The 23,089-nt window shown below is 44.8% G+C and carries 23 protein-coding genes; 6 read left to right on the plus strand and 17 right to left on the minus strand.

Annotated elements, in window-relative coordinates; all coding sequences use genetic code 11:
• On the minus strand, positions 1-856 hold an 856-nt coding region (locus ACTG33_RS09560), incomplete at its 3' end, for a TonB-dependent receptor plug domain-containing protein (RefSeq protein WP_439134984.1).
• A 326-nt stretch (positions 857-1,182) separates the two neighbouring features.
• Positions 1,183-2,910, minus strand: a complete 1,728-nt coding sequence (locus ACTG33_RS09565) for a thiamine pyrophosphate-binding protein (protein ID WP_439134985.1) — start codon at positions 2,908-2,910, stop codon at positions 1,183-1,185.
• A gap of 467 nt (positions 2,911-3,377) precedes the next feature.
• Between ACTG33_RS09565 and ACTG33_RS09570 the strand changes: the two genes are divergently transcribed.
• Positions 3,378-4,760 (plus strand): aromatic ring-hydroxylating oxygenase subunit alpha, encoded by a 1,383-nt coding sequence (locus ACTG33_RS09570; protein ID WP_439134986.1) that lies wholly within the window; start codon positions 3,378-3,380, stop codon positions 4,758-4,760.
• An 88-nt stretch (positions 4,761-4,848) separates the two neighbouring features.
• Here ACTG33_RS09570 and ACTG33_RS09575 read toward each other — a convergent pair whose 3' ends face one another.
• Positions 4,849-5,040 (minus strand): CsbD family protein, encoded by a 192-nt coding sequence (locus ACTG33_RS09575; protein WP_439134987.1) that lies wholly within the window; start codon positions 5,038-5,040, stop codon positions 4,849-4,851.
• A gap of 557 nt (positions 5,041-5,597) precedes the next feature.
• On the opposite strand from ACTG33_RS09575, the gene ACTG33_RS09580 reads away from it, so the two are divergent.
• Positions 5,598-6,029: a ferritin-like domain-containing protein gene (locus tag ACTG33_RS09580; RefSeq protein WP_439134988.1), complete on the plus strand. Its 432-nt coding sequence runs from the start codon at positions 5,598-5,600 to the stop codon at positions 6,027-6,029.
• Between the two features lie 105 nt (positions 6,030-6,134).
• Here the strand turns inward: ACTG33_RS09580 and ACTG33_RS09585 are convergent, their stop codons facing one another.
• The 7 genes from ACTG33_RS09585 to ACTG33_RS09615 form a co-directional block, all read right to left on the minus strand.
• Positions 6,135-8,066 carry a response regulator gene (locus ACTG33_RS09585; RefSeq protein ID WP_439134989.1) on the minus strand — a complete coding sequence of 644 codons (1,932 nt, stop codon included), beginning with the start codon at positions 8,064-8,066 and terminating at the stop codon, positions 6,135-6,137.
• A 149-nt stretch (positions 8,067-8,215) separates the two neighbouring features.
• Entirely contained in the window at positions 8,216-8,686 is a 471-nt protein-coding gene (locus ACTG33_RS09590) for a response regulator (protein ID WP_439134990.1), read from the minus strand.
• A 34-nt stretch (positions 8,687-8,720) separates the two neighbouring features.
• A complete protein-coding gene (locus ACTG33_RS09595) occupies positions 8,721-10,334 on the minus strand; it encodes a sensor histidine kinase (RefSeq protein ID WP_439134991.1) in 1,614 nt (537 codons plus the stop codon).
• Between the two features lie 32 nt (positions 10,335-10,366).
• A complete protein-coding gene (locus tag ACTG33_RS09600) occupies positions 10,367-10,555 on the minus strand; it encodes a histidine kinase (protein WP_439134992.1) in 189 nt (62 codons plus the stop codon).
• On the minus strand, positions 10,545-11,888 hold the full coding sequence (locus ACTG33_RS09605; protein WP_439134993.1) for a sigma-54-dependent transcriptional regulator: 1,344 nt from the start codon (positions 11,886-11,888) through the stop codon (positions 10,545-10,547). Before ACTG33_RS09605 ends, ACTG33_RS09600 begins: the two co-directional genes overlap by 11 nt.
• A 139-nt stretch (positions 11,889-12,027) precedes the next feature.
• Positions 12,028-13,572, minus strand: a complete 1,545-nt coding sequence (locus tag ACTG33_RS09610) for a mechanosensitive ion channel family protein (protein ID WP_439134994.1) — start codon at positions 13,570-13,572, stop codon at positions 12,028-12,030.
• Between the two features lie 101 nt (positions 13,573-13,673).
• Positions 13,674-13,871 carry a hypothetical protein gene (locus ACTG33_RS09615; RefSeq protein WP_439134995.1) on the minus strand — a complete coding sequence of 66 codons (198 nt, stop codon included), beginning with the start codon at positions 13,869-13,871 and terminating at the stop codon, positions 13,674-13,676.
• A 422-nt stretch (positions 13,872-14,293) separates the two neighbouring features.
• Between ACTG33_RS09615 and ACTG33_RS09620 the strand changes: the two genes are divergently transcribed.
• From ACTG33_RS09620 to ACTG33_RS09630, 3 genes are all read left to right on the plus strand, one after another.
• Positions 14,294-14,473 carry a DUF1328 domain-containing protein gene (locus tag ACTG33_RS09620; RefSeq protein WP_439134996.1) on the plus strand — a complete coding sequence of 60 codons (180 nt, stop codon included), beginning with the start codon at positions 14,294-14,296 and terminating at the stop codon, positions 14,471-14,473.
• Between the two features lie 164 nt (positions 14,474-14,637).
• On the plus strand, positions 14,638-14,826 hold the full coding sequence (locus ACTG33_RS09625; protein ID WP_439134997.1) for a PLDc N-terminal domain-containing protein: 189 nt from the start codon (positions 14,638-14,640) through the stop codon (positions 14,824-14,826).
• A gap of 500 nt (positions 14,827-15,326) precedes the next feature.
• Positions 15,327-15,935: a BON domain-containing protein gene (locus tag ACTG33_RS09630; RefSeq protein WP_439134998.1), complete on the plus strand. Its 609-nt coding sequence runs from the start codon at positions 15,327-15,329 to the stop codon at positions 15,933-15,935.
• Positions 15,936-16,030: 95 nt separating this feature from the next.
• On the opposite strand, the gene ACTG33_RS09635 is transcribed toward ACTG33_RS09630, so the two are convergent.
• Together ACTG33_RS09635 and ACTG33_RS09640 are read right to left on the minus strand one after the other, a co-directional pair.
• Positions 16,031-17,368, minus strand: a complete 1,338-nt coding sequence (locus tag ACTG33_RS09635; RefSeq protein WP_439134999.1) for a pectin acetylesterase-family hydrolase — start codon at positions 17,366-17,368, stop codon at positions 16,031-16,033.
• 734 nt (positions 17,369-18,102) lie between these two features.
• Entirely contained in the window at positions 18,103-18,273 is a 171-nt protein-coding gene (locus ACTG33_RS09640; protein ID WP_439135000.1) for a hypothetical protein, read from the minus strand.
• 171 nt (positions 18,274-18,444) lie between these two features.
• On the opposite strand from ACTG33_RS09640, the gene ACTG33_RS09645 reads away from it, so the two are divergent.
• Positions 18,445-19,386: an EamA family transporter gene (locus ACTG33_RS09645; RefSeq protein WP_439135001.1), complete on the plus strand. Its 942-nt coding sequence runs from the start codon at positions 18,445-18,447 to the stop codon at positions 19,384-19,386.
• A 28-nt stretch (positions 19,387-19,414) separates the two neighbouring features.
• Here the strand turns inward: ACTG33_RS09645 and ACTG33_RS09650 are convergent, their stop codons facing one another.
• From ACTG33_RS09650 to bufA2, 5 genes are all read right to left on the minus strand, one after another.
• On the minus strand, positions 19,415-20,395 hold the full coding sequence (locus ACTG33_RS09650; RefSeq protein ID WP_439135002.1) for an SDR family NAD(P)-dependent oxidoreductase: 981 nt from the start codon (positions 20,393-20,395) through the stop codon (positions 19,415-19,417).
• A gap of 139 nt (positions 20,396-20,534) precedes the next feature.
• On the minus strand, positions 20,535-20,996 hold the full coding sequence (locus ACTG33_RS09655) for a DoxX family protein (RefSeq protein ID WP_439135003.1): 462 nt from the start codon (positions 20,994-20,996) through the stop codon (positions 20,535-20,537).
• A gap of 12 nt (positions 20,997-21,008) precedes the next feature.
• Positions 21,009-21,812 carry an HvfC/BufC N-terminal domain-containing protein gene (locus ACTG33_RS09660; protein ID WP_439135004.1) on the minus strand — a complete coding sequence of 268 codons (804 nt, stop codon included), beginning with the start codon at positions 21,810-21,812 and terminating at the stop codon, positions 21,009-21,011.
• Positions 21,799-22,662 (minus strand): MNIO family bufferin maturase, encoded by an 864-nt coding sequence (bufB, locus tag ACTG33_RS09665; RefSeq protein ID WP_439135005.1) that lies wholly within the window; start codon positions 22,660-22,662, stop codon positions 21,799-21,801. The genes ACTG33_RS09660 and bufB overlap by 14 nt, the downstream gene beginning before the upstream one ends.
• 150 nt (positions 22,663-22,812) lie before the next feature.
• A complete protein-coding gene (bufA2, locus tag ACTG33_RS09670; protein WP_439135006.1) occupies positions 22,813-23,067 on the minus strand; it encodes a BufA2 family periplasmic bufferin-type metallophore in 255 nt (84 codons plus the stop codon).
• Positions 23,068-23,089: the final 22 nt, after the last annotated feature.

Raw genomic sequence — 23,089 nt, forward strand, 5'->3', positions numbered from 1 at the left:
TGTATAATCCGAGAGCACTGGCGGGATTCACCGCCTCCAAAACAGCTGTTCGACCGTTTAGATCAACCTTATCCCAAGTGATTATTGTGTCATTCTGAATATTATCGTTGATGTCCCAAACGGCAGTCAGGCGTCCCGAGTAACTTTCTCCGCCGCCGCGCTCATCACCATAAAATGGACCTGGTGCAACGTTTTCCTGATAACCATCTTTATCCGTCACACGACCGGCAAGCCGCATAGCGAAAGACTCACTAACGGGTAGATCAACGCCAAACTCCGTCTCCATTAATCCATAACTTCCCAAACCCGCCATAACATTACCGGAGAATTCATCACCTGGTTTTTGTGGCGTTAGCAGAATCGCACCCCCCGTCGTGTTGCGACCAAATAGCGTACCTTGAGGGCCTTTTAACACCTGTACTGATTGCAAGTCATACATGCCTTGGTTGCTGGCTTTGGCGGGTGAAAGAACGACATCCGCCATATAGATAGCCACGGTTGGATCCTGTCCGAAAATAGCTTCGGTAGGACGAATGCCGCGCAGAGAAAAAACCGGCGCGTTAGGTCTGCCTGACGAGGCACTGACATTCAGCGACGGGTCAAAATATTGTAAATCATCCAGATTATTGATTTTGAACTCTTTCAGCTTCCCGGCATTCAGAGCTGTTACCGCAATAGGTACGGATTGAGCACTCTCTTCTCTGCGTCGTGCAGTTACGACAACCTCTTCGATATGTCGAACGGATGATTGGTTTGACGCTGGCGAAGTATCCATCTGAGCCTGTACGGCTGTTGCTAATGGAGAAAGAGTGAGTGTTAGGACAATTTTTTTTAAGCAAGATTTTGATTGTTTCATAAGTACTCCTGGACCGTTTATCGTTATTATCGGTTTTCTGTAGAAAGGAGAGCGTCTACTGAAATTTCAGACAGACACTTTTTCTCAACTTAATATCGCAGACACAATATTTGTATTTGGATATCAACTTTTAAACAACATGTTGTTCACTGATCTGTCATCGACAAACATGTTTATTTTTTTGATGTTTAGTATAGATAGGATTTTGAACAGCAAAGGGAATTGTATAACAAAAAATAACAAAATAATTTTAATGACATTCAACACAAACGCCGCACATGGTGCGGCGATGAGGGTTACTACTTATTTTACAAGATCAATGTTTATTATTGCTGTCCTTCAGCATACCAGGTTCGAAAACGATCGTAGTTTGGCGTATCCTTGTTTTCATTTCCGCCGTGGTTCACAACAGGATCAATGGGCACGTGGATAACGGTTGGCTTGCCACTGGCAAACGCGGCATTGATAGCAGCACCCAAGTCTTCGCCTTTTTCAACGTACATGCCTTCACAACCATGGCCTTTGGCAATCTCGTCAAAGCGAACATTTTTGCTCCAATGCACACCCGGTTCAGTAGTATTACCATGACCAAAGGTACGCTTGTACACACCCACTTCCAGACCCCAGGCGTTGTCCACAGCCACTACGATAACCATTGGCAGGTTAAAGCGTTGAACAACTTCCAGCTCAGCAATGTGGTACAGGAAAGCAGAATCACTGGTGGTGAAAAGAACAGGACGCTTGCCGCCATCGGCAATAGAAGCACCTACTGCGTAAGGTAGGCCGGTACCCAGGCAACCAAAGTTCTGATTCCAGATCACATCCCGTGGCTTGCTCTGCAAGTATGTCCAGGTGAAGATTACAGTACAGCCGCCATCACGCACATGGATAGCGTCTTCTGGCATGGCTTTAGTGGCTTCGATAACCCATTGGCCTGTGTGCACGCGACCACTTGGGGTACTGAAATCTTGCTCTGCCAAAGCTATCAAACGCTGCTTGTCTTCTTCGATCCAGCGAGCCAATTCTGCATGTTCAGCACGAGGGCTGTCTTTCAAACCAGCAGACAGCTGAGGTACAACCTTTCGTAGATCACCGACCAAAGGCACGTCGATGGGACGATTCTGACCAATGGCTTCTGCATCCAGTTCAACGTAGACCCACTTACGGTCTACTTTGCCTTCTTTCCAGTACATGCCCACACCGTAGTGAACCGGTTCGCCGATTTCAGTACCGATAGCGACGACGACATCGGACATTGTCACGATTTCGTTCGCGACTTCGGAAAACATGTAAGGAAAGGTACGGTCTTCAACACCTTCAATAAAGGCGGTGCCGCCAGAAGTTTGAACAATCGGACAGCCCATTAGCTCAGCCAGCTCGCGAACTTTCTGGCCTGATCGAGTGCACTGTACCGCGTGTCCGACCAGCAGCACTGGGCACTCGGCAGTTTTAATCAGCTCAATAGCTTTGGCCACCATGTCTCCATCAGCGCCGGGCTCAACCAGACGATAGGAGGAGGGGGGGAGGGCAGGTGGCACATCCAGATCTTCAAGGATCACGTTGGAAGGGTACTCGATGTAGACAGGGCCGGGCGTACCCGACTGACACACTCGCAAGGCTTGACGAATGATTTCGTCGGTTTGATTCGCGTACTCGATACTCGCACTCCACTTTACGGAATTCTTAAACAGCGCTTCCTGCTGAATAAACTGAATGCGACCACGGCGGACGCGGCGCTCGGTAATACGAGCACGCTGCCCACCAATATAGATAACAGGAGAATTCTCGACCAAAGAGTTCATCATGGAGCCTGCATTCAGAGCGATACCAGGACCGAGTGTAGAAATACACACAGCAGGCGTGCCGTTCATCCTCGCGTAAGCCTCCGCCATCATGCCGGCGGCTAACTCATGGTGAGGAGTGACCACAGTCCAACCACGTTTTTCCGCTGCAACAAACATGTGGACGAAGTTCGGATCCGGGATACCAAAGATTGCCTTAATGCCTTCGGCTTCAAACAGCTCGAGAATTCGCTCATAAACTTTTACAGACATGATGGTTTTCCTCTTGTAAGCATTCATCATTAGATCTAAGAGAATATTTTTAGTGAATAAGATGAATGTGTATTTATTGGAGTTATATTTATTAATTTAGTGCTTGTCAGTTCTCAACAACACGTCAGTTCTGAGCTGTAAATTACCTGGGAAATACAATTTCCTAAGAACTGACTTTTGCCTGTGAAAAGCCTCGTCTTTGAGGATTATTTTCTCCTTTTCGCAAAAATCATCAAAAAAGCACCTCAAAGGTCATTTCAGGACATCCATAACCAGATTTCAATTCAACACTGTTGATTATTTACAGGAATTATTAGATAGTAAAGCAAACAGTCAGGCTTAACAAAATATCAAAAGCCTGAAGACCAGAGATTAAAATTCGTACACCTGACTCTGTACAGTACTACTATTTGATCCACAACCGATTGGTGGGTTCGTGCTAACTGAGCAACCAAAGGATAACCGTGATGAGCAACCTGATAGACACCCAAGAAATTGAATGGCCAGATAGCTGGCTTACTCTGGATCATGGCATCCGCAGTGGACGCTATACGGATCCGGAATTTGCCAAACTGGAACATGAAAAGCTGTGGCTTAATGTCTGGCAAATGGCCGCTCGTCTGGATGAGATCCCCAAAAGAGGGGATCATACTGTCTATGAAATAGGCAATCAGTCCGTACTTCTGGTGCGTATCGATGAAGATACCGTAAAGGCCTATCACAATTTCTGTCCGCACCGTGGTACCGCTTTGGCTGAGTGCTCTGGGCATTTTGAAAAGAACCGTATCATTTGTCCTTTCCATGGCTGGCGCTGGGACCTGGAGGGACAGAGCCAATATATTCTAGAGCAGGACAACTTCCGTGGTGGCGAGCTGCAGAAAAGTGATGTCGCATTGCGAGAAGTCAATCTCGAAATTTTTGCCGGCTTTATTTTTATTCACTTTGCCAAAGAACCCCAACCTTTTGATGAATACATTGCCCCTGTTCGCGATCTATTGGATGGCCTGGCGGTTAAAGACATGCATCATTATTGGTGGAAAGAGGTTACCGCTCCAGCCAACTGGAAAGTTGCGGTTGAAGCCTTTCTTGAAGGCTACCACGTACCTGCAACGCATCCCCAGTTAGAAAAGCCAGGAGCAGATTTCATCTATGGCGACGATGTCACCGGTGATATAAGTTATGCTCACGACAATCACTTTTACGAAACTTTCGACAACGGCCATGGCCGTTTTTACGGTGGCCCTAACACCCCTATGGCAGGGAAAGCGCAGGGCGCAGTCGATCCTGTAGATGCTATGGCAAACCGCCTCAACATGCTGGTTGAAGGGATGGATGCCATGGTACTAAAGGAAGACGTTGAACTCGTTCGCAGTCTAAAAGGCAAACCCATACCCGAGGGCTCATCGTTAGGGGGGGAATACGTAAAAGCATTGTACTCAACTGCAGCTGAGCAAGGCCGCCCCATGCCTAAACTGGAAAAAGATATTCTGGATATGTGGGGAGGGGAAATCTTTATCTTCCCGAATCTGTTGGTTCTGCCTCAGGCGGGCAATGTCATGATGTATCGAGTCCGGCCGGATGGTTTCAACCCTGACTCTTGCGTCTTTGAAATCTTCTCGACCAAATCTTACCCTGCTGACGTGGAACCACCGCGTGCCGAAGTTCAGCCAATGAATGACGTAACGGATCCGGAACAGTTTCTGCAGATCCCACGTCAGGATTTTGCGAACATTCCAAGAATTCAGAAAGGTTTAAAAACTCAGGGGTGTCGCCAGATCTGGCTAGCCAACTACTATGAGAAGATCATCCTGAACATGCATCAGGAAATGGACAAATACCTCAAACCTTAAATTTCACCATACTCAGTCCACCGGTACAGTGAGTCAGCCGGGCTAGAAGCCCGGCTGACTTCAGACTTTGGAGTAAGTCCATACCGGATTAATGCAAATAATGCTCAACTTCTTTTTCCGCTTCTTCGCGGGACTTCCCATAGCGCTTCTGGATTCTCCCGACCAGCTCTTCACGCTTACCGTCAATTACATCCAAGTCGTCACTAGTGAGCTTACCCCACTGCTGCTGGACCTTACCCTTTAATTCTTTCCAATTGCCTTCAAACTGATCACTGTTCATTTTCGTTCCTCCATAAAGAGATAATCACCCGAGGCATGTCGCTGGAGTAAACAGCTGTATTTATGCCTCTCAATTAACTACTCGCAAACTTAATGCCAAGGCACTCTCTGGCCCTTTAAATTTAATATTAATGCGATTACAGCGACTATTTGTTGAATTGGATGATATCTATCTGTGACAAGTAGATATTACCCGCCACGATCAATGCCATCCTATGCAACAGTTACAAGAGAACCTGTAAAACCTGGAATAAATATGCTGTGAAACGCTTAAGTAAAGCTGTGAAACACTCAAGTAAAACTGTGTAACCATGTATAAAAACATGACACGCCTGAGACTCAGGGAACAAGGCGTATCACGCCTGGGCAACAATCAGAAACAAACTTTTCCTCTCTGCCAATCAGTCTGGCATAGCCTATGCATTATCACTGGACGAGAGAGAAGTTAATCGGCAGCTAGAAAGCTTTGGGATTGAATTGACCGTGCAATAAGGTCTGTACCCCATCAATCATCAGCCGACTCTTTTCAGTCATTTTATTATTGTCAGGAGACCGAATATGAAAGCCGATAATGTTAACTCAATCATTAAAGTATTAAATGGTGGAATTGAGTTTTATGAATCTGCAATCGAGAAAGTAGAAAATCCTGATGTCATTAAAGAGTTTAAATCCATGGCACTGGCACGTAAAAATGCAGTCGTAAAACTACAACCATTTGCAAAACTCAGTGACGGTGAGCGTGAGACAGGTCGCTCTGCCAGTGTTAAAGTTCGTGAAATGTACACTGATATTCTCGGCGTCGTATCAACGGACAAAGACTTCACTTACATCAAACAGCTGGAAGAAGTCGAAGATAAAACACTGGATGAGATTCGTGATGCGATGGAAGAAATTCCTGAACCGTTATACGCCTCTACTCTAGGTGAGGTTTATCAGGAAATGAAAGACTGTCATGACCACATGCGTCATCTTCAGAAGTTAGCCGCATAACATCATTCAGAATGATGACAGAACCACAAAGCAGTGCGGGTCCCCGCACTGCTTTTTTTGATTACTTGGAACATAAATAAACCTAGTTATTACTCTGAACAGTAGCTACGCCCCCAGAAAACGATCCAACGAGCCCAACTGATTCAGGTTCAAAGGTTTGAGCAACGCCTCAGTGAATGGTGACTCTTCGCCCACATCCATGCTCTTCCCTGAAACAGCGATAACTTTAGGCGGACGTGTAAACTGATCCACAATAGCTCTTGCTAAAGATACTCCATCACCATCGGGTAAATTAATATCCGTCAAAACCAGGTCAAATTTTTGCTCTTCTAAAAGATGGTAGGCGCTAGTGACGTCTGCACAGCTGCTGACTTTCCAGCCTAAGCCTTCAAGTAAAATCTGCGTAGCATTTCGAGCGTCGTGATTATCTTCGACTAATAACAGACTTTTTGATTTAGTACTAAGATTGGAAAGATGGCGCTGTATACAGCTGACCAAGTGCTGCTCCAAAACAGGTTTACCTAAATGTTCAGTACAACCGGCAGCCAGGCATTTTTCTTTCTCGCCCAGCATCGTCTGAGCAGTCAAAGCAATAACAGGCTGATCAAAGCCTATGTTTCTCAATCTTCGGGTTGCTTCCAGTCCATCCATGACGGGCATCTGCATATCCATTAGCACTAGGTCAAAATGAGTATTACTCAATCGTGCAGACTGCACTTTTTCCAATGCTTCACGACCATTCTCTGCAAATTCGACACTAGCGCCATGACGCTGGACCATATGCCCAAGCAGGTGGCGGATTTCAGCCAAGTCATCAGCAATTAAAATTCTGGCATCGAGAGAGTTAGTCGCTTCTTTGATATCGGCTTGCTGTTTATTAATATTTAGCGGTTTCCAGCTTACCCCATCAGGCAAGTTAGTGGATATACGAACACTGAAACAGCTACCACGCCCTTCTACGCTGGTGGCAGTGATTTCTCCACCCAGTCGCTCTGTCAATTTTTGGCTAATTGCGAGCCCCAGGCCTGTACCAGGTTCTGTTTTTCGATCAGTATTTTGAATTTGTTCAAAAGGTAAAAATAGACGTGCCAGCTCCTTATTATCCAGCCCAATGCCAGTATCATGAACATGAAAGACTAATGTACATCGATTCACTTCAGACTGGAGTGAATCGCCGTCCCTGACCTCCAACTTAACATCAACACTGCCATCATCCGTAAACTTAATCGCGTTCCCAATGATATTAATCAGTACTTGCTGCAGTCGAGTAGCATCGGTAATAACCGTCTGTGGTAACGCCTCATCCGCTGTGACTGTGAACTCAATACCTTTTTCATGAGCCTTTATCTCCATCAGCCCGACCAAATTAGAAAGAACTTCATCCAGGCTAACGGGCTGCCTTTGGATATCCAGCTTTCCTGCATCAATCTTGGAAAGATCAAGCACGTCATTTAAAAGATTCAGCAAGTAGTTACCGTTTCTTTTAATGATCTGAATATAGTCTTGAGAGGTTTTATTGTCGGACAAATTCGATAATAAATCGGTATACCCGAGAATCGCTGTTAGTGGTGTACGCAACTCATGGCTCAAATGGGCCAAGAATTCACTTTTAGAACGATTTTCGGCCTGTGCCTGAATACGCTTAACTCGCTCTTGCTCCATATCTTTACGAGCAACCGCGTAACGTATGGCTCTGCTAAGTCGAGCTGACGATAACTGGGACTTTACTAAATAATCTACTGCACCCGCCGAGAGGGCGCTCTCATCCAGATCTTGATCATCATGTCCGGTTAGCATAATAATGGGCGCGTGGAAACCGAGCTGCTTGGCTTCCCTCAGCAGCTCAAGACCCGTTAATGCGCCCAATGAATAATCTAACAAACAAACGTCATGACTATCTTTTTGAAAATAGTCTCTTGCCTGTTCTGGAGTCCGAGCCCAATCTAATTGATATGAAAAACCATTCAGGTCATTCAGAAAATCACGGGTAATGATGTAATCGTCTTCGTCATCTTCTACCAGTAGCAGATTGATCATATCTTGGGCCAAAAAAAGTGTAGAAATTTAGTCTGTCGTAAAATTGATCCCGAACGTATAGCTATGCAGCTAGAAAGCATGAAGTTAGAAAGGCATTTCGAAACAATATAGAAAGTCTAGAGAATAGAAAGCCTAAAGGAAAGAAAACCTCAAGAGGGTTTTAAACTGGCTTGTTTACCAGGGAATTCAACACATTCAACCCAGTAACGCCCCAAAGCTTTCATAAGCTCTACCAGACCATCAAAGGTAACTGGCTTAGATAAATACGATGCTGCACCCAGATCATAAGACGTCAACATGTCATCATCAGCTTTTGACGTGGTCAGAATCACAACCGGTATACGACGTAAAATCGGGTGAGCTTTAATAGCAGCCAACGCTTGGCGTCCATCCATTCTTGGCATATTCAAGTCCAATAAAATCAGATCAGGCTGGACTGTGATATCTCGCGAAGCAAACTTACCTTCGCCATTCAGGTATTCGAGCAGCTCAATACCATCATCTACTATCTCCAGGGTGCTTCTTACATGACTTTCAAGGAGAGCATCCCGTGTTAAGAGCTGATCATCTTTGTCATCATCAGCCATCAGGATGTTAATGTATTTAGTAGGGTTTTCCATGATATTCCTCAATCAGGTACATCTTTGTGAATGTCTATTCCTGTCGAGTTAGCTGGCCAGAGGTTTCGACTCCCACCATCTGCATACCACGATCGGCCTGAGACAGCTCGATAGTATCCTCCAGTTTGAGAGGCAATTCCACAATAAATGTGGCGCCAGCCCCTGATTGACTGCTAGCCATAATTGATCCGCCATGTCTTTCTGCAATCCTGCGACATATGGCCAATCCAATACCAGTTCCCTCATATTCGTCACGATGATGTAAACGCTGAAAGGCACTGAATATTTTGTTCAAAAATTGTTCATCAAATCCAATACCATTATCCTGAATTGTGATTCTGACGAAAGGTTGATCAGTATCCCGATCTTGATCCTGAAGCAATAAAGCACTGGATTGTTCTGATGTTTCTGATTGAGGTATTTCTTCTGCCTTGATATGAATTATAGGCTTGACGCCTGGAGCCACAAATTTGATGGCATTTCCGATAAGGTTTAGAAACAGTTGACACATCTGGGTTGGATCTGCGGTTATTGTCGGAAGTTGATCGCAGATAATTTCAGCGCCAGTTTCTTCAATTTTGAACTGGAGATCATCCAGTGTTATCGACACTGCTTCGTTCAAATCTACAGATTCAAAGGGCTTTCGATGAGTCGTGATACGAGAAAAAGCTAATAAATCTTCTATTAGTTTAGACATTCTCTTAGCTGCACTCTGCATCCTATCCACATAATCTTTGCCTTCTCCAAGCGACTCACTGTAACCATCCTTTAACCGATCCCCAAAAGTTCGGATTTTTCGAAGAGGTTCTTGAAGATCATGAGAAGCTACAAACGCGAAGTTTTCCAGCTCCCGATTACTGCGACTCAACTCTTGGGAAAAAAGCTCCAATTCCTGAGTTCTCTCTCTGACCTTAGTTTCTAGATGTTCTGCATACTCTACCTGCTGCCTGGATGTACGACTGGTTAACATGGCAATGATTAAAAGGAAGCCCAAGCCCAAACAGTTGGCCAGTAATACCGCTTGCGATACATGCTTCCTTCGCTGGGCGCTTTCATCAAGGATGTCTTGAATATGGCTTAACTCTTCCTTCTCAATGGCATTGATCATCTCGGATAAAACCGTCAGCCCCTGGCGGCTTGCCGTCATGATGTCCGCCAACGACTCAGCTTTCTGCTTGTCACTCTCAGCTTCGTGCAGAATTAGGTCGCCTGTGGTGGTGCTGGGTCTGGACTCTAAAGCGATAGACTCCCGATGACGAGCCAAGGCTTCAGAAAGGGCGCGATCATGTGAACTGATCATTTCCAGAAGCTGTTCAAAGCGTGAACGCTGGACTGGTAGCTCCGTACTTTTCTGTTGCAGCTGTGTAATCAAAGCCTTTACATTACTGACAGAGCTTATATAGCTTTCAAGTTCCTCTTCTTCCCCATTAAGCATGTAGTCTCTAAGGTAGAGCTCAGCACTTTGTATTGCAAAATAGGTATCGCCGGCCAACTGAAGAATTTCATTTGTGTTCCCTGAACGACTGGCGTTGGTATCGAGTATTTTGAGGCTTTGATAAGTCTGGAGGCTGTTTACAACAAATAGCCCTCCCAGAGTGATCACCAGAAAAGTCCAGAAATATTTTAATGCTCGTGTCTTATTGGACATAATCAGATCTTTAGTAGCGTGTTCATATTCAGTCAGTCGTGCTTTTCAATCAGCTGCGAGCACTCTTTGCATGCCTCAGAGACTTTATTGAGGCTTTCAACAATAGCCTCTGCAGGCTGACCTTGATTTGCCTGTAATTTAGCCAGCTCAGTATTCATGGAAATGTTATTGAGTTGATTGCGTATCTCATGAAGAAAACTTCTTTCTGACTCAGTGCTCATCAATCTCTTCCCTTTCTTTATATTGATTCAAGCGGTTGTACAACGTCTTCAAACTAATACCGAGCATGTCTGCTGCCTTGGGCTTATCTCCATCAACTGAGTCCAGTGTCATGGAGATTAATTCTTTTTCCATACTTTCAATGGTTTTTCCTGGCTGTAAGTTACCCTTGTCACTCGACTGCTCGACAGGTTTACCGAAAGGAGATCCCAGATTGTCAGGCAGCGTGAGCGTTGTCTGATCCTTATCGGCCAGTATCACTGCACGATGAAGAGCATGACGAAGCTCTCTAACATTGCCTGGCCAGTTATACCCAGTGAGAGTGTTTAACGTTTCGTCGTCAAGAGTTAAATGCGTACTGTATTCTTCATTAAAATCGTCGAGAAAAGCCTGGCAGAGTAGAGGTATATCTTCACGACGCTCACGGAGCGGGGGCAGTTGAAGAGGGAATACGGCTAATCGGAAATAGATGTCTTCCCGCAGAAAGTGACCTTCAGCCAATTCCTCGGCCGTGCGGTTTGTAGCGGACACTACACGGCAGGCTACAGGCATCTCTTCAGAACCGCCCAGCCGGGTTACCAATCCAGTCTCCAGCACCCTCAATAAATTGGGCTGTTGATCAATATCCATTTCAGTTATTTCGTCGAGAAACAACGTCCCATGATTTGCGCGTTCAAACAATCCAGGCTTGCGCGCAATGGCACCGGTAAATGCCCCTTTTTCATGACCGAATAACTCACTACCGATTAAATCTTTGGTAATCGCCCCACAGTTTGCAGAGACTAAAGGTCCCTGAGCCTGGGAGGCCGCGTGTATTGCACTGGCAATCAACTCTTTGCCTGTTCCGCTTTCACCCTGGATAAACACATTGGCCTGAGTCTGAGCAACCTTGTCGATATGCCGATACAGTGTTTGCATGGGTTCGGATTCGCCCACAAGCACACCGTAATGTCGGGTGTAGCTAACCCGAGAGGCTGATGATGGAGTGCTGGACCCAACCAAGTGCTCCAGCTGCTCTAGTGTTACAGGCTTAAGAAGATAGCTAACGCCAGGACCTGCCATGGATTTAATAATGGACTTGATGGCCGAATGACCCGTTACGAACGCGATACGAGACGGTGTTCGGTCAATAGGAAGAGCATTGAGTATGTCGAAGCCGCTACCATCAGGCAGCATCAGATCCAACAATAACGTATTGTACTTCTGTCGTGACAAGGCAGTTTTAGCGGTTGTGACGCTATGAGCTACATCAACCTCGTGCCCCAAATTTTGTAATAATGCTTGAGTTGCCTGAACGAAGCTTTCATCATCGTCGACAAGTAATACCTTCTGCACGAAATACTCCCGATTGTTGTTGGCTAATCTCCGGGAGTTTGCACACACCGGAAGGTCAGTAATCACTTAAACCTTACTAGTTTGGGGAAATCTCCAGTGATTTCAACCTCTTATTCACTGGAGTAGCGTCAGAAACCTGTCAGGAGGAATCACCCTTTTGGCTCTCTTGGTTATCTTGGTTATCTTGCTGCTCATGTTGCTCGTGCTCTTTTGGCACTTGCAACTTGGCGCCGATGTCCTCCCCAAGCATCAAGGTACGATGTGGGAATGGGATTTCGATACCCTTGTCATCAAAAGCATATTTAAGGCGGCGATTAAACTCCCGTCCTAAGTTCCACTTATCATGAGCTCTGGTTTTTAATCTCACACGAATAACGAGTGCACTGTCTGCAAATTTATCGAGTCCCAGGATTTCAATGTCTTCCAACATCATTTCCCCGAAAACATCATCACCTTGAAGGTCTTCACTCACAGATTTAATGCAATCAATCACTTCATCGATATCTTCTTTATAGGCAACACCTACATCAGACAAATAGTAACTGTAATCTTTTGTGTAATTTTCGATGATATCCAATTGGCTAAAAGGAACGGTATGCACAGTGCCATCCAGGTCCCGCAACTGGAGCTTACGAATCGTAATTTTTTCTACTGTCCCCATTCTGTCAGAGACTTTGACGATATCACCGATTTGGAGTAGGTCTTCAAGAATAATGATAAACCCAACCAGAAAATCCTGAACCAACGTTTGTGCACCGAAACCCAACGCGATACCGAATACCCCAGCCCCTGCCAATAATGGAACAATGTCTATCCCCAGTTCCGACAGTGCAATTAATCCGAATAAAATCACAAAGAAGAGGAAAATCACTTTCCTAATAACGGGTAAAACAGTGTCTATCCGAGCCCCTGACATTTGTCTTGAATTACGCATCATATATTCAAGACCTGCATTCGTACTTTCCCAAAGCGCTGCAAACACATACACGATGACACTGAAAGTCAGAACGAAATGGAGAAAATCTGGATAAGCCAATTTTCCTCCAGGTAAAAACCAGGAGAGCCCCCAGATTTCAGCAATCGCCGAGAGTATCAAGGCAATGAAAAATGCATAACTGACTTTGACCGGAATAGTCGTTAAAAGCGTCAGTCTCCCTCGCTCAAGAGAGTATCGGGTGCGGACCTTGTCCAATTTATGGTTAAGCCAACGACAGGTTATTCTGATGAATAAAACTATCAGGCCAAGAAATACAATAACACCGAAAGTGGTTAATATCCGGCCTAACTGGCTATCTGTGATACCAAGGTAGTCCAACATTTCAGAGTAATGGTTCGCCAGAGCACCACTGCTACTGTCAAGATCCAGTATTTTGCTGACAGCCAGGCTGTCATCTTGATTGCCTTCTTCTTGTGCTTTCGCCAAGGCCTTTAAACGCTCTAAAAACTGTGTGCGTGCAGTTTTACTCTCCAGAAGTTCAATCAATGAATTGATATCAGTTTCAGAGACAGCTTCGGCTAAATCTTTCTCACCCGACTTTTCTTCAGATTGGGTTGAGTTGGAAGAGGGCTGTTCACTAGAGGAAGAGGGCTGCTGTTCAGTTTGAGCTATCACCGGATTCGATGAAAGTGCCACCGTCAGACTTAAAATGGCAAGAAAAATATATCGAGTTGTAAGTTGCTTCATTATTGAATTGAGATCACTAGAAGGTGGTAGATTGAATAAGAATAGTACAGATAGAAGATCCGGGCGATGGACGCCCGGACTTCATAGTGTAAACAGCGAACTTAGCAATCAGTATCAGATGCGTTCATGCCTTCTTTGGCCTCTTCACAAGCATCTTCGATGTCATTGCCGATATCGTCGGCAGTCTGCTCAATGTTCTCACCCAACTCTTCAGGGCCGCCTTCATTCACGTCACACGCAGACAGAGTAAGACCAGTCAGAGCCAGTGTAGCCAGCAACAAAAGATGTTTGATATTCATTTTCACGTCCTTTTAGATGGATAAAATTACCTTAACTTGATCAACCACTTGAGCGGTAAACACAGCTTGAGCGATAGAGCACAGGTATTTAAGAGTGCACAATCACCTATTCAAAGTACGTACCAACTCTGAAAAATAACTGCTTAACCTTCAGAAACAGGGGCTAGAGGAATAATCATTGCTTTTCTTCAGCCAAAAGAACGGTAATTTTGTCCGTTATTTACAAAATCTGCACGGGTATATTTGAAAATACTACAAAAAACTGGGTGTTTTGTAGCTGCAAGCTGAGTTTTTTGAAGGCATATGCCAAAGATTTCATCATTTACTCAGTTGGCATAGCTATTGCCTGATCATTAGTGAGTCAACAAAAACTTACGGTCTATAAAAGTAAATTTAAAACGAAAACTTAAAAGGAGTCTGTCATGTTAAGTTGGGTGATCACTTTTCTTATATTAGCTTTGATTGCTGGTGCTTTAGGTTTTGGTGGTATTGCCAGTGCATCTTTGGGTATTGCCAAGATCTTCTTTGTTGTATTTATTGTGTTGTTTGTAGTCACATTGGTAATTCATCTTCTCACAGGAAGAAAACCCCCAGTTCCTTAATACACGCTGCAATTGCATGCGATGGTATTTTATGAACGCTGGTATTTTATGAACAAAGTATCAAATATGTCTCAATTTCTAAGAAAACAAGCTAAAACCTAGAAATGTGGGAAAATGATACTAGGCTTTACTCACATAATGGTATTTCTTAAAAGGAGTTATTAATGGATATTCAGGTATCGGGAATATTGGGCCTGCTCATTCTCATCGCAGATGTTTGGGCAATTATTAATATTGTGCAGTCATCTGCCAGCATGGTTGAAAAACTTATCTGGATCCTGGTTGTTCTGTTACTTCCAGTCATTGGTTTAATCGTCTGGTTCTTTGCTGGACCAAGAGGACGGGCAGCTTAGCCTAACAGGCCTCTAAAAACTTTAGACCTTTAAAAACTTTAGAAACGTAAAAGAGCCCCGCTAGGGGCTTTTTTACGTTTACATAATCACTTTACCCAGCAGTCTTGCTCGAGTTGCATTTTGGTATGCTACTAACGCGTGTAGTTAAGAGTTAAGAGTTTAGTGTTGAGTGTTGAGTGTTGAGTGTTGAGTGTTGAGTTCACGATATCTCAAAACCTCTCCCAGCTTTATTCTCTTACAATTCACTTTCTTACAGACTCGTGCGTCATGTAAGCCTTTCAATATCCTGTAAGACTTGCTGTAACAATGTCCAGAAGGTGATCCAATATTGGTTAATATTTAGGTTTTTTGGATGATTTATAGAGTGTTTAAGCAGTTTTTTAATCTTGGCACGGTAATAGCAAAGGTTAGTGTAAGAGGAATCAAAACTGGTTTTGACTTCCACTTTGATAGCAGACGCTATCAACAAGCACTGACCTTAATTAGGCAAGGAGTTAGATATGAAGACTGTAACTAAAACCCTGAGTGTATTAGCCCTAAGTGTTGCTGCAGCATCGGCCTCACCTTTGGTTTTAGCAGGAAGTTCTGAGCATGAAGGCATGAGCAACCAGGACTCAAGTTACTTCTCAAATGGTTGGAAAGAAGGGAAAATTGAAGGCGCGGTCTTATTTAATGAAAACCTGAGCCCATTCGATATCGATGTTGAAGTTAATGATGATGTAGCTCATCTCGTGGGTACTGTCTCTTCTGAAGTAGATAAAGACCTCGCAGAACAGGTTGCGTTAAGTGTTGACGGTATCTCTACCGTTGATAATCAGCTGAAAATCAGCAAGCACGCTAGCGAAGGTGAGAAATCTGAACGTAACAATCGAGATAGCGAGTTCGTTCAATCAGTCAAAGATGCCACTTTGACCGCCCAGGTTAAAATGAAGCTATTGGCCAATGACAGTGTTTCTGGTCTGGATATTGAGGTCAATACTGAAGATCATGTAGTCACTCTGGAAGGTGAAGTACCGACTGAGTCAGTTAAAGATTTAGCTGAGAAAGTAGTTTCGAACACTGAGAATGTCAACAGTGTTAAAAACCGCCTCAAAGTATTGGATAGCTAATATCCTTTAGATTAATGAACTGATGACGTTCATTAACTGCTAGAAACATAAAAACCCGCCAAGTGCGGGTTTTTATGTTTTATGGATTCTCTACATCAAGGGCAGTACGTTGGGCCACCCCCCAGACAATCAATGCCACAGGTCGCATTGAGCCAATCACTTCCCCACCAAATCCTTGTTTTGTGCTTAAACAAGTCACCAGACCACTCGTAAAACGGAAGTTGGTACTGCTTCAAACTGTTGGCAGAGTTTTCGATCGTGAAATTGTCACTACACCATCCTTCAGGTGTTGACGGAACATACTCTAGAACCACATGCTGAAAGCCTGCTGCGGTGTAAAATCGATACTGCCGTGTCAAAAGAGCGGTCAACTGAGTGTTCAAAGTCATTCGATAGCTCCACTCGGCAATCGACTCCTGGATTTTTACCGGATCATTCCACAATTCAGGATGATCGAGATGCTTCATAATGTTTAAAAACTGTCCCTGGACGATATCAAATGTATTTTGATATTGGCCAAACAAAACTTCTGGATAGCGCTTGGTACTTTTCAGATAAAAACGTGAGCCCAGTCCAATCGCATCACCGTCCAGAGCCTGAAGCATATGAGCAGGTAAAGTCTCTTTAATACCCCATGCCTGACCGGCCTCAACCAGAAAACGGTTATTCACCACTGCATTGGAACTGTCAACAACAACGGAGACCTTACTCTTGCGCGTATCTATGACTTTTTCAATTTCTGGTAGTAACGTTCCGATAGCAGCATATCCACCGGCACTGGATCCGGAAACCAGAACTTTTTGAGGCTGAGGTGCAGCGCTGTACATGCGTGTAATCCACTCACTGACAGCCCGAATATTCGCATACCCGCGGTGGTGCACCGTGTAGGTGGACGTCGGATTGAGAGGATTTACATACTGAACGTCGCGATTTCCCCAGCCGATATCACCCGTGCAGTAGGGGATATAGACTTTACTGGCATCGGCGTAGGGGTTATTTGTTCCAGCGGAAGTATCGAAGATTCCACCGGCATAGTTCAGCAAATCTGCATTGGAAGCCATGATCGGCGTATAAGTTGAATCGCCTCCAGGTATCAATGCAGATCCACAGGTATTATTTTCCCAGCAGGCACCACCGCCGGTGTGGAATATCACCAACTCTTCAGATTTTCCAGGCTGAAAGAAAAACTTAAAACTCTCACCAACATTCAAGTCGGTTAACGCACAATTGGGAATCAGTGGGTTACCAGCAGCATCTGTCAACGTATTGCCAGAAGAATCGATCACTTCTCCGGATTCATTAACCAAACCAGCATCTGATAAATTAATCTCTTGCCAGGGCTCGGCGGCGAATGCAGAGTACGAGATTATAGAAAGTTGGCACAAAGCCAAAGAAAATAGACACGAAACTAAAGAGGGTAGCTTTTTCAGCATATCGGAACTCCTTTTCCTATTTGAAAATATATTTTATTTGACCGGATTGTAATGAACGATTGCGGTTAATTGAAAAAACTATACTCGATAAGTTATTGCTGCGCGAGAGCTGAATCACTCATTCAGGGGGAGAGGGGTCTGTGTATTTACTCATTTTCTAAGTCTGTTTAATCTTACCGAGGCAATAGATAAGGAATTTAGCGACAGACTCTTTCACTATCCATTGAGAATTTTTATAATTTTAATAAGGTGTAATCGGAAATGGTGCCCTGCACTGAAGATACTCTTTCTGGACTAGTTCGACCTTGCTCTTCACGCTGACAATCGAATTACCAGTTGCTTTAAAACCCCCCAAAAAAAAACAGGCTATAAACGTTCACCAGGTTCCTTACCATAACCCAAAAAACCCATTTTGCATTTACCCGTAACTTTATCGACTTCAACTAACAGATTGTATTTCAACGTGATTTTCATCGGCTTGATGAGTGTGAGATCAAATTTAAAATTGTTGGCTTCGACAGTGCCAGTAAAATCTATCTGACCCGCCGGGGTACTTAAATTACCCGTTAACAAATTTCTTTCAGAGTCAAAATACTAATAAATTTCCTGGGGTCCCATATGGGTTGAAAGGACCATTTTCCAATCTCCATTCATTCGCAAGGTCTTGGGTTCCTCAGACTTGTCCATAGAGTTGCCTGTAACAGCATCAGCAACCAAAGGGTTGGTATCCACATTCAACGCTGATTCAATCGGCTCAGATTCTGTGTCAGATTTTGTGACGGCCATCTCAATAGCGGGCGGCTCAAATCCGGCTCTTCCATCATGCCACCGACAGATTGAGAAGGCGTGTTGGGGTGGAGAAACTCAAACAGGGGAACATCAGAAATTGCTTTCCAATAAGCCATTAATTATGTTCCACTTGATAATCTGGGACTATTAGACATCAATGTTGATCTGTAGAAATTGATATCAGTAAAATACGGTCCCCACTCACAACCTGATCATTTTTTGACCTAATCCCACTCGGATCGTGATCTTGTCTTGAAACAATTTATCAGATTTATTGAGAAGTACTGATGACCGAGTCCTCTTCCCAGCTATCTTCCAAAGAATTGATCGCCGCACTGATGGTTATTGTCTTGTGGGGAGTCAACTTCGTACCGATGAAACTGGCCCTGATCGACTTTACACCGTTTCAGTTGGGGGCAGCTCGGTTTCTATTAGCTGCGTTTCCTCTTGTCTTTTTGGTCCCGCGACCCAAAGCACCGGCCAAATGGCTATTACTCTATGGGCTAACACAAGGGATTGGGCAGTTCGGATTCTTATTTTTTGCTTTGCAGCAAGGGATGTCGGCAGCGCTCGCCTCAGTACTGATGCAAACACAGATCTTTTTTACTGCATTAATGGGAGCGGCTTTTATCGGAGAAATCATTCCACGCGCACTGAAGGCGGGTATGGTCGTTGCCGCCGCTGGATTAGTGTGCTTTGCCATCAATGTTTTTTCTGAAGAGGGCGCAGGGGCCGTGACCGCAGCAGGATTGGGCCTGACGTTAATTGCCGCCAGTATGTGGGCATGTGCCAATATTACCGTGAAAAAGATTCAGTCTTATGGGCAAGGTGACTCTCCTCTGACTCTGGTTGCCTGGAGCAGTGTCGTCGCAGCCGCGGGGTTTGTTTCGCTCTCACTGCTGTACGATCAACCAAGTGCTCATCAAAATTGGTTGGATGCGTCAGTAACCAGTTGGCTTTCTTTGCTTTACTTGGGGTGGATAGCCAGTGGTTTTGCGTACTGGCTCTGGACTCTGTTGCTCACCAGACATCCTGCCAGCCGAGTTGCTCCTTTCTCGCTAGGAGTCCCGGTGGTGGGTTTGATTACCGGGATTCTGGCATTGGGAGAACGCGTCAGTCCATTGCAATGGGTAGGGTCTGCACTGGTTATGTCTGCCTTGATTGTGGTAGTGGTTGGCTTAACTTACTCTGCCAGGCGTATGGCAAAACGCTATCCAGCTTTAGAATAATCAAGCTAACACTATTGAGCTCAGAGGCTTAGATTGCTTTTAGCAGCTTTTCACCGAGTGCGTTCTCTACATGGGCGACTAATTGCTCAGCTTTCTCAGAGGAAATAGCATAAGGAAGAACACCGTATTGAAAATTAGGTTTTTCAACGACGGCTGCGATATTACAATCTTCCAGATAAGAACCTCCATGCGTCTCCAGTAATGGAGATGTAGCAGCCCAAAGAGTGGTCGCAGCGCCCTGAGACAGAGTTTTTGGTTGCGACTTACTGCTGGCGGAAAGTGCTGCTTGCTGTTCCTGCGGCGACAAATACCGTCCCAAACTGGTTTCTGTGATCACACCAGGGTGTACCGAAGCTGAAACGACCCCGTGCTTACCCAATTGATCATGAAGATAGACAGCCAATAAAGCGGTTGCCGTTTTAGATTGACCATAAGCCCGCCACTTATCGTACTCGCGATGTTCAAAATTAAGATCGTCTAAGATAACCGGTGACATGTGATGTCCCAGAGAGGTCAGGCTGACGACTCGAGGGCTGGATGATTTCAACAGGCATGGCGCCAAAGCCGTACTCAATAACAGGTGACTGACATAATTGACGAACAGCTGGGACTCAAACCCATACTCTGTTGTCTCGAATGGGCTGGCCATAACACCGGCATTATTAATAAGAATGTCGATAGTTTTTCCCGAGTCCAAAAACTGATTCGCAAAGTCGCGAACACTGCTTAAAGCATTCAAATCCATTGTCAGCATTTTAATCTGGGAGTTGCCCGTGTCAGATTTTAATCTTTCAACAACGTTATCACCGTTCTTTTGGTTTCGGCCAATCACGAAAACTTCTGCTCCCTGAAGAGCTAAAACTCTGGCAGTTTCAATCCCTAACCCAGCAGTAGATCCCGTCACTACCGCCACCTTTCCGGTCAGGTCATGAGCGGCCGCTACATCTTCAGAATTTGATTCACGGGTAAAGGGTGAAGCTATAGGCTGTTGCAAAGGAGTTGATGGCATAAAATAACCCTGTAGATCTTTTTATAAAAATAGGAGCACACTGAATAGATGAAAAACACAGTACCAGAAAGCATATAGATTCGGAACCATCTCGGTCTGCAAGCCTATAGCTTCTGGCTGTACTTAATTTGTGAGAGTATTAACCAGTGACTTTAGACGTAACAAATTTGTCAACAGTAAAATATTTAACCTGTGCTGTCATCAATAGGCCTAGAATGATCCCCCACTGTAGGTGATCTTGCAAAGCAGCCGGAGACCCTTTCAGGGCCGCATAGTAAGAGATAACCGCGACAATGTTTAAAATAAACAAACCCGTCGCTGCAAAACGAGTCAAAAACCCAAACACCAGCAAGACCGGTAGCACCAGCTCTCCTGCTGTAGCCGCATAGGCCGCTAATTCCGGTGAAAGAAGAGGTACTTGATATTCCTCTTCAAATAGCCAGAGGGTGGTTTCCCAATCTGAGATCTTGGACCAACCCGACATAAAAAAGACCTTGGCAATGTACAGTCTTGCCGCTAAATCCGCTACGGGAATCAATCCAGTCAGAATTTTGTCTATGGGGGCCCATAGTTTTACTGTTTTACTCATTAAAGTAGTCATCTTATTATTCCTCTACACCGAGTCACGCGGAACTAACAATCCTTCTTCTGTCCAGGTTTTTAACCAAATTGCAGCCTGGCCAATAGCTACCTGAGAATCCTGATAGTGATCCAGTAAGGTTTCACACAGATCTCCGAAACTTTGACCATTCGTGATTAATCTAAGGGAATCGATCTCAAGAAGATCTGAACTCCGCCAGGCATTCATTAGGTTATCTTGTCGATAAACAAGCCAATGAGATGGGGTTTCAATAGGCTCTGGCGGGATTTCATCGTTTTCCAAAGCCTGCCAAACCTGAATGGCATTCCACCGTAATGACAAGATACTTACTGAGGGATGTCGTTGAAATTTCAAATCAGTCCATTGTTCCGGAGACAATATCTGAAGTTCATCGACGGTGATTCGCTTTGCGTCTTTCGCATCGATTGCATGGCGCATTACCCATTCAAATCGAGCCAATTCGGAAATAGCAGGGCAAGAGTTATAAGGTGTCTGAGTTTCCAACCAGGTTGGAAATTTCTCACCATACCAACGAATGGATGCCGTCGAAGGAGGGCATTGACGTAAAAACCCTCTGGCAGCAGCACTAAAATCCACGTCGCCCAATAATTGATGCACTGCAGGAAAGTTACTTTTCAGAGCTTCACTCAAACGTTGCTGATACGCATGCTGATAAATCCCCAGACGTTGATCTTGGATGTCGCCTTGCTGCAGAAGATCAAGCTTATTCGCCTTGATTACAGATGGGCGATCCTGTAGATCAGATGAATCCATTACCATTCCCTGAAATTCAGACTGCCACTCATACAGGTTCATGACAGTGCTCCAGAGTACGGTTAGCATAGAAAGAACTGGCCTTCGATGATATTTCTCGGGCAATGTCTAACTCGGCAATTAATTCACTGAGCGAATTAATATTATCATCCCGCTCAATCATTGTCGGAATGGAGCCCGAACGTTCAATGGTGTAACGATACAAATCCCAAACCTCGTCACACACGGGTTGATCGTGGGTATCAATGCAATGATCACCGTAATCTGAATGGCCGGCTAAATGAATTTGGCGAACGCGATGTATTGGAATGGCATCAATATAACGTTGAGGATTGAAATCAGAATTACGTGCGGAAACGTAAATATTATTGACATCCAACAGTAGCTCACAATCGGCTTTTTCAACGATTGCGTTAACAAACTCCCATTCTTCTAAGGGTGCCCTTGCCTGTACATAGGTGGATACATTCTCAATCGTCAGGCGCCGCTGAAGAATGTCCTGAATCTTTTGGATACGATCTGACACATGTGTCACTGCCTCATCCGTGTATGGGAGGGGCAATAAATCGTGTAAACGTGATCCTTTAACGCCAGTCCAACACAGATGATCAGAAAGCAAAAGGGGTTGGACCCGGTCTGCCAGTTTTTTCACTGAATGAAGATATTCCAGGTCCAGTGGATCACAGGAGCCAATATTCATGGCAACTCCGTGCATCACCACTGGGTATTGCTCGCGGATACGATCAAGGTAATAAAGAGGTTTTCCACCAGGAACCAGATAGTTATCGGTTAAAATTTCTAGCCATTCAACTCTCTGTGGTTTTTCCAGGAAATCGTGGTAGTGCTCTGGTCGTAAGCCAAGGCCAAAGCCGTCAAGGGCTGCAGTCGTCATGGCAACATCCTGATATTTTTTCATTAAATCAGAGAGGCAGGCTGAGCAAACAGCATAAACCCAGACCTGCTCTTACGAAACGATAAAAACTGCTCTGATCGATCTCTGACAGACTGTGCTAAACAGGCTGTCAGGTATTGATTAACTGAATTAGAGCACTGTGCCACCTTTACTGGTGCACTCTTCAGCAGATGCAGCCTTAATCCAACCGTGCCCTTTACAGACATTCTGACCAGCGCAGGCGTGCTCTGCAGTCTGGCACTTGGATTCCCCTTTGCAGGAATTAATACCCATGCACTTAACCGATGTATCAGCTTTATCCTGCGCGACGGCAGTAGGGACTACTGCGGTTGAAAATAATGCTGCGGCAGCCGTTGCCAGTGAAATCTTGGTAATAGAATTCATTGTAAATCTCCTGATGCTATTG

This window comes from Pseudomaricurvus sp., assembly GCF_965662505.1.
Classification (GTDB): Bacteria; Pseudomonadota; Gammaproteobacteria; order Pseudomonadales; family Cellvibrionaceae; genus Pseudomaricurvus.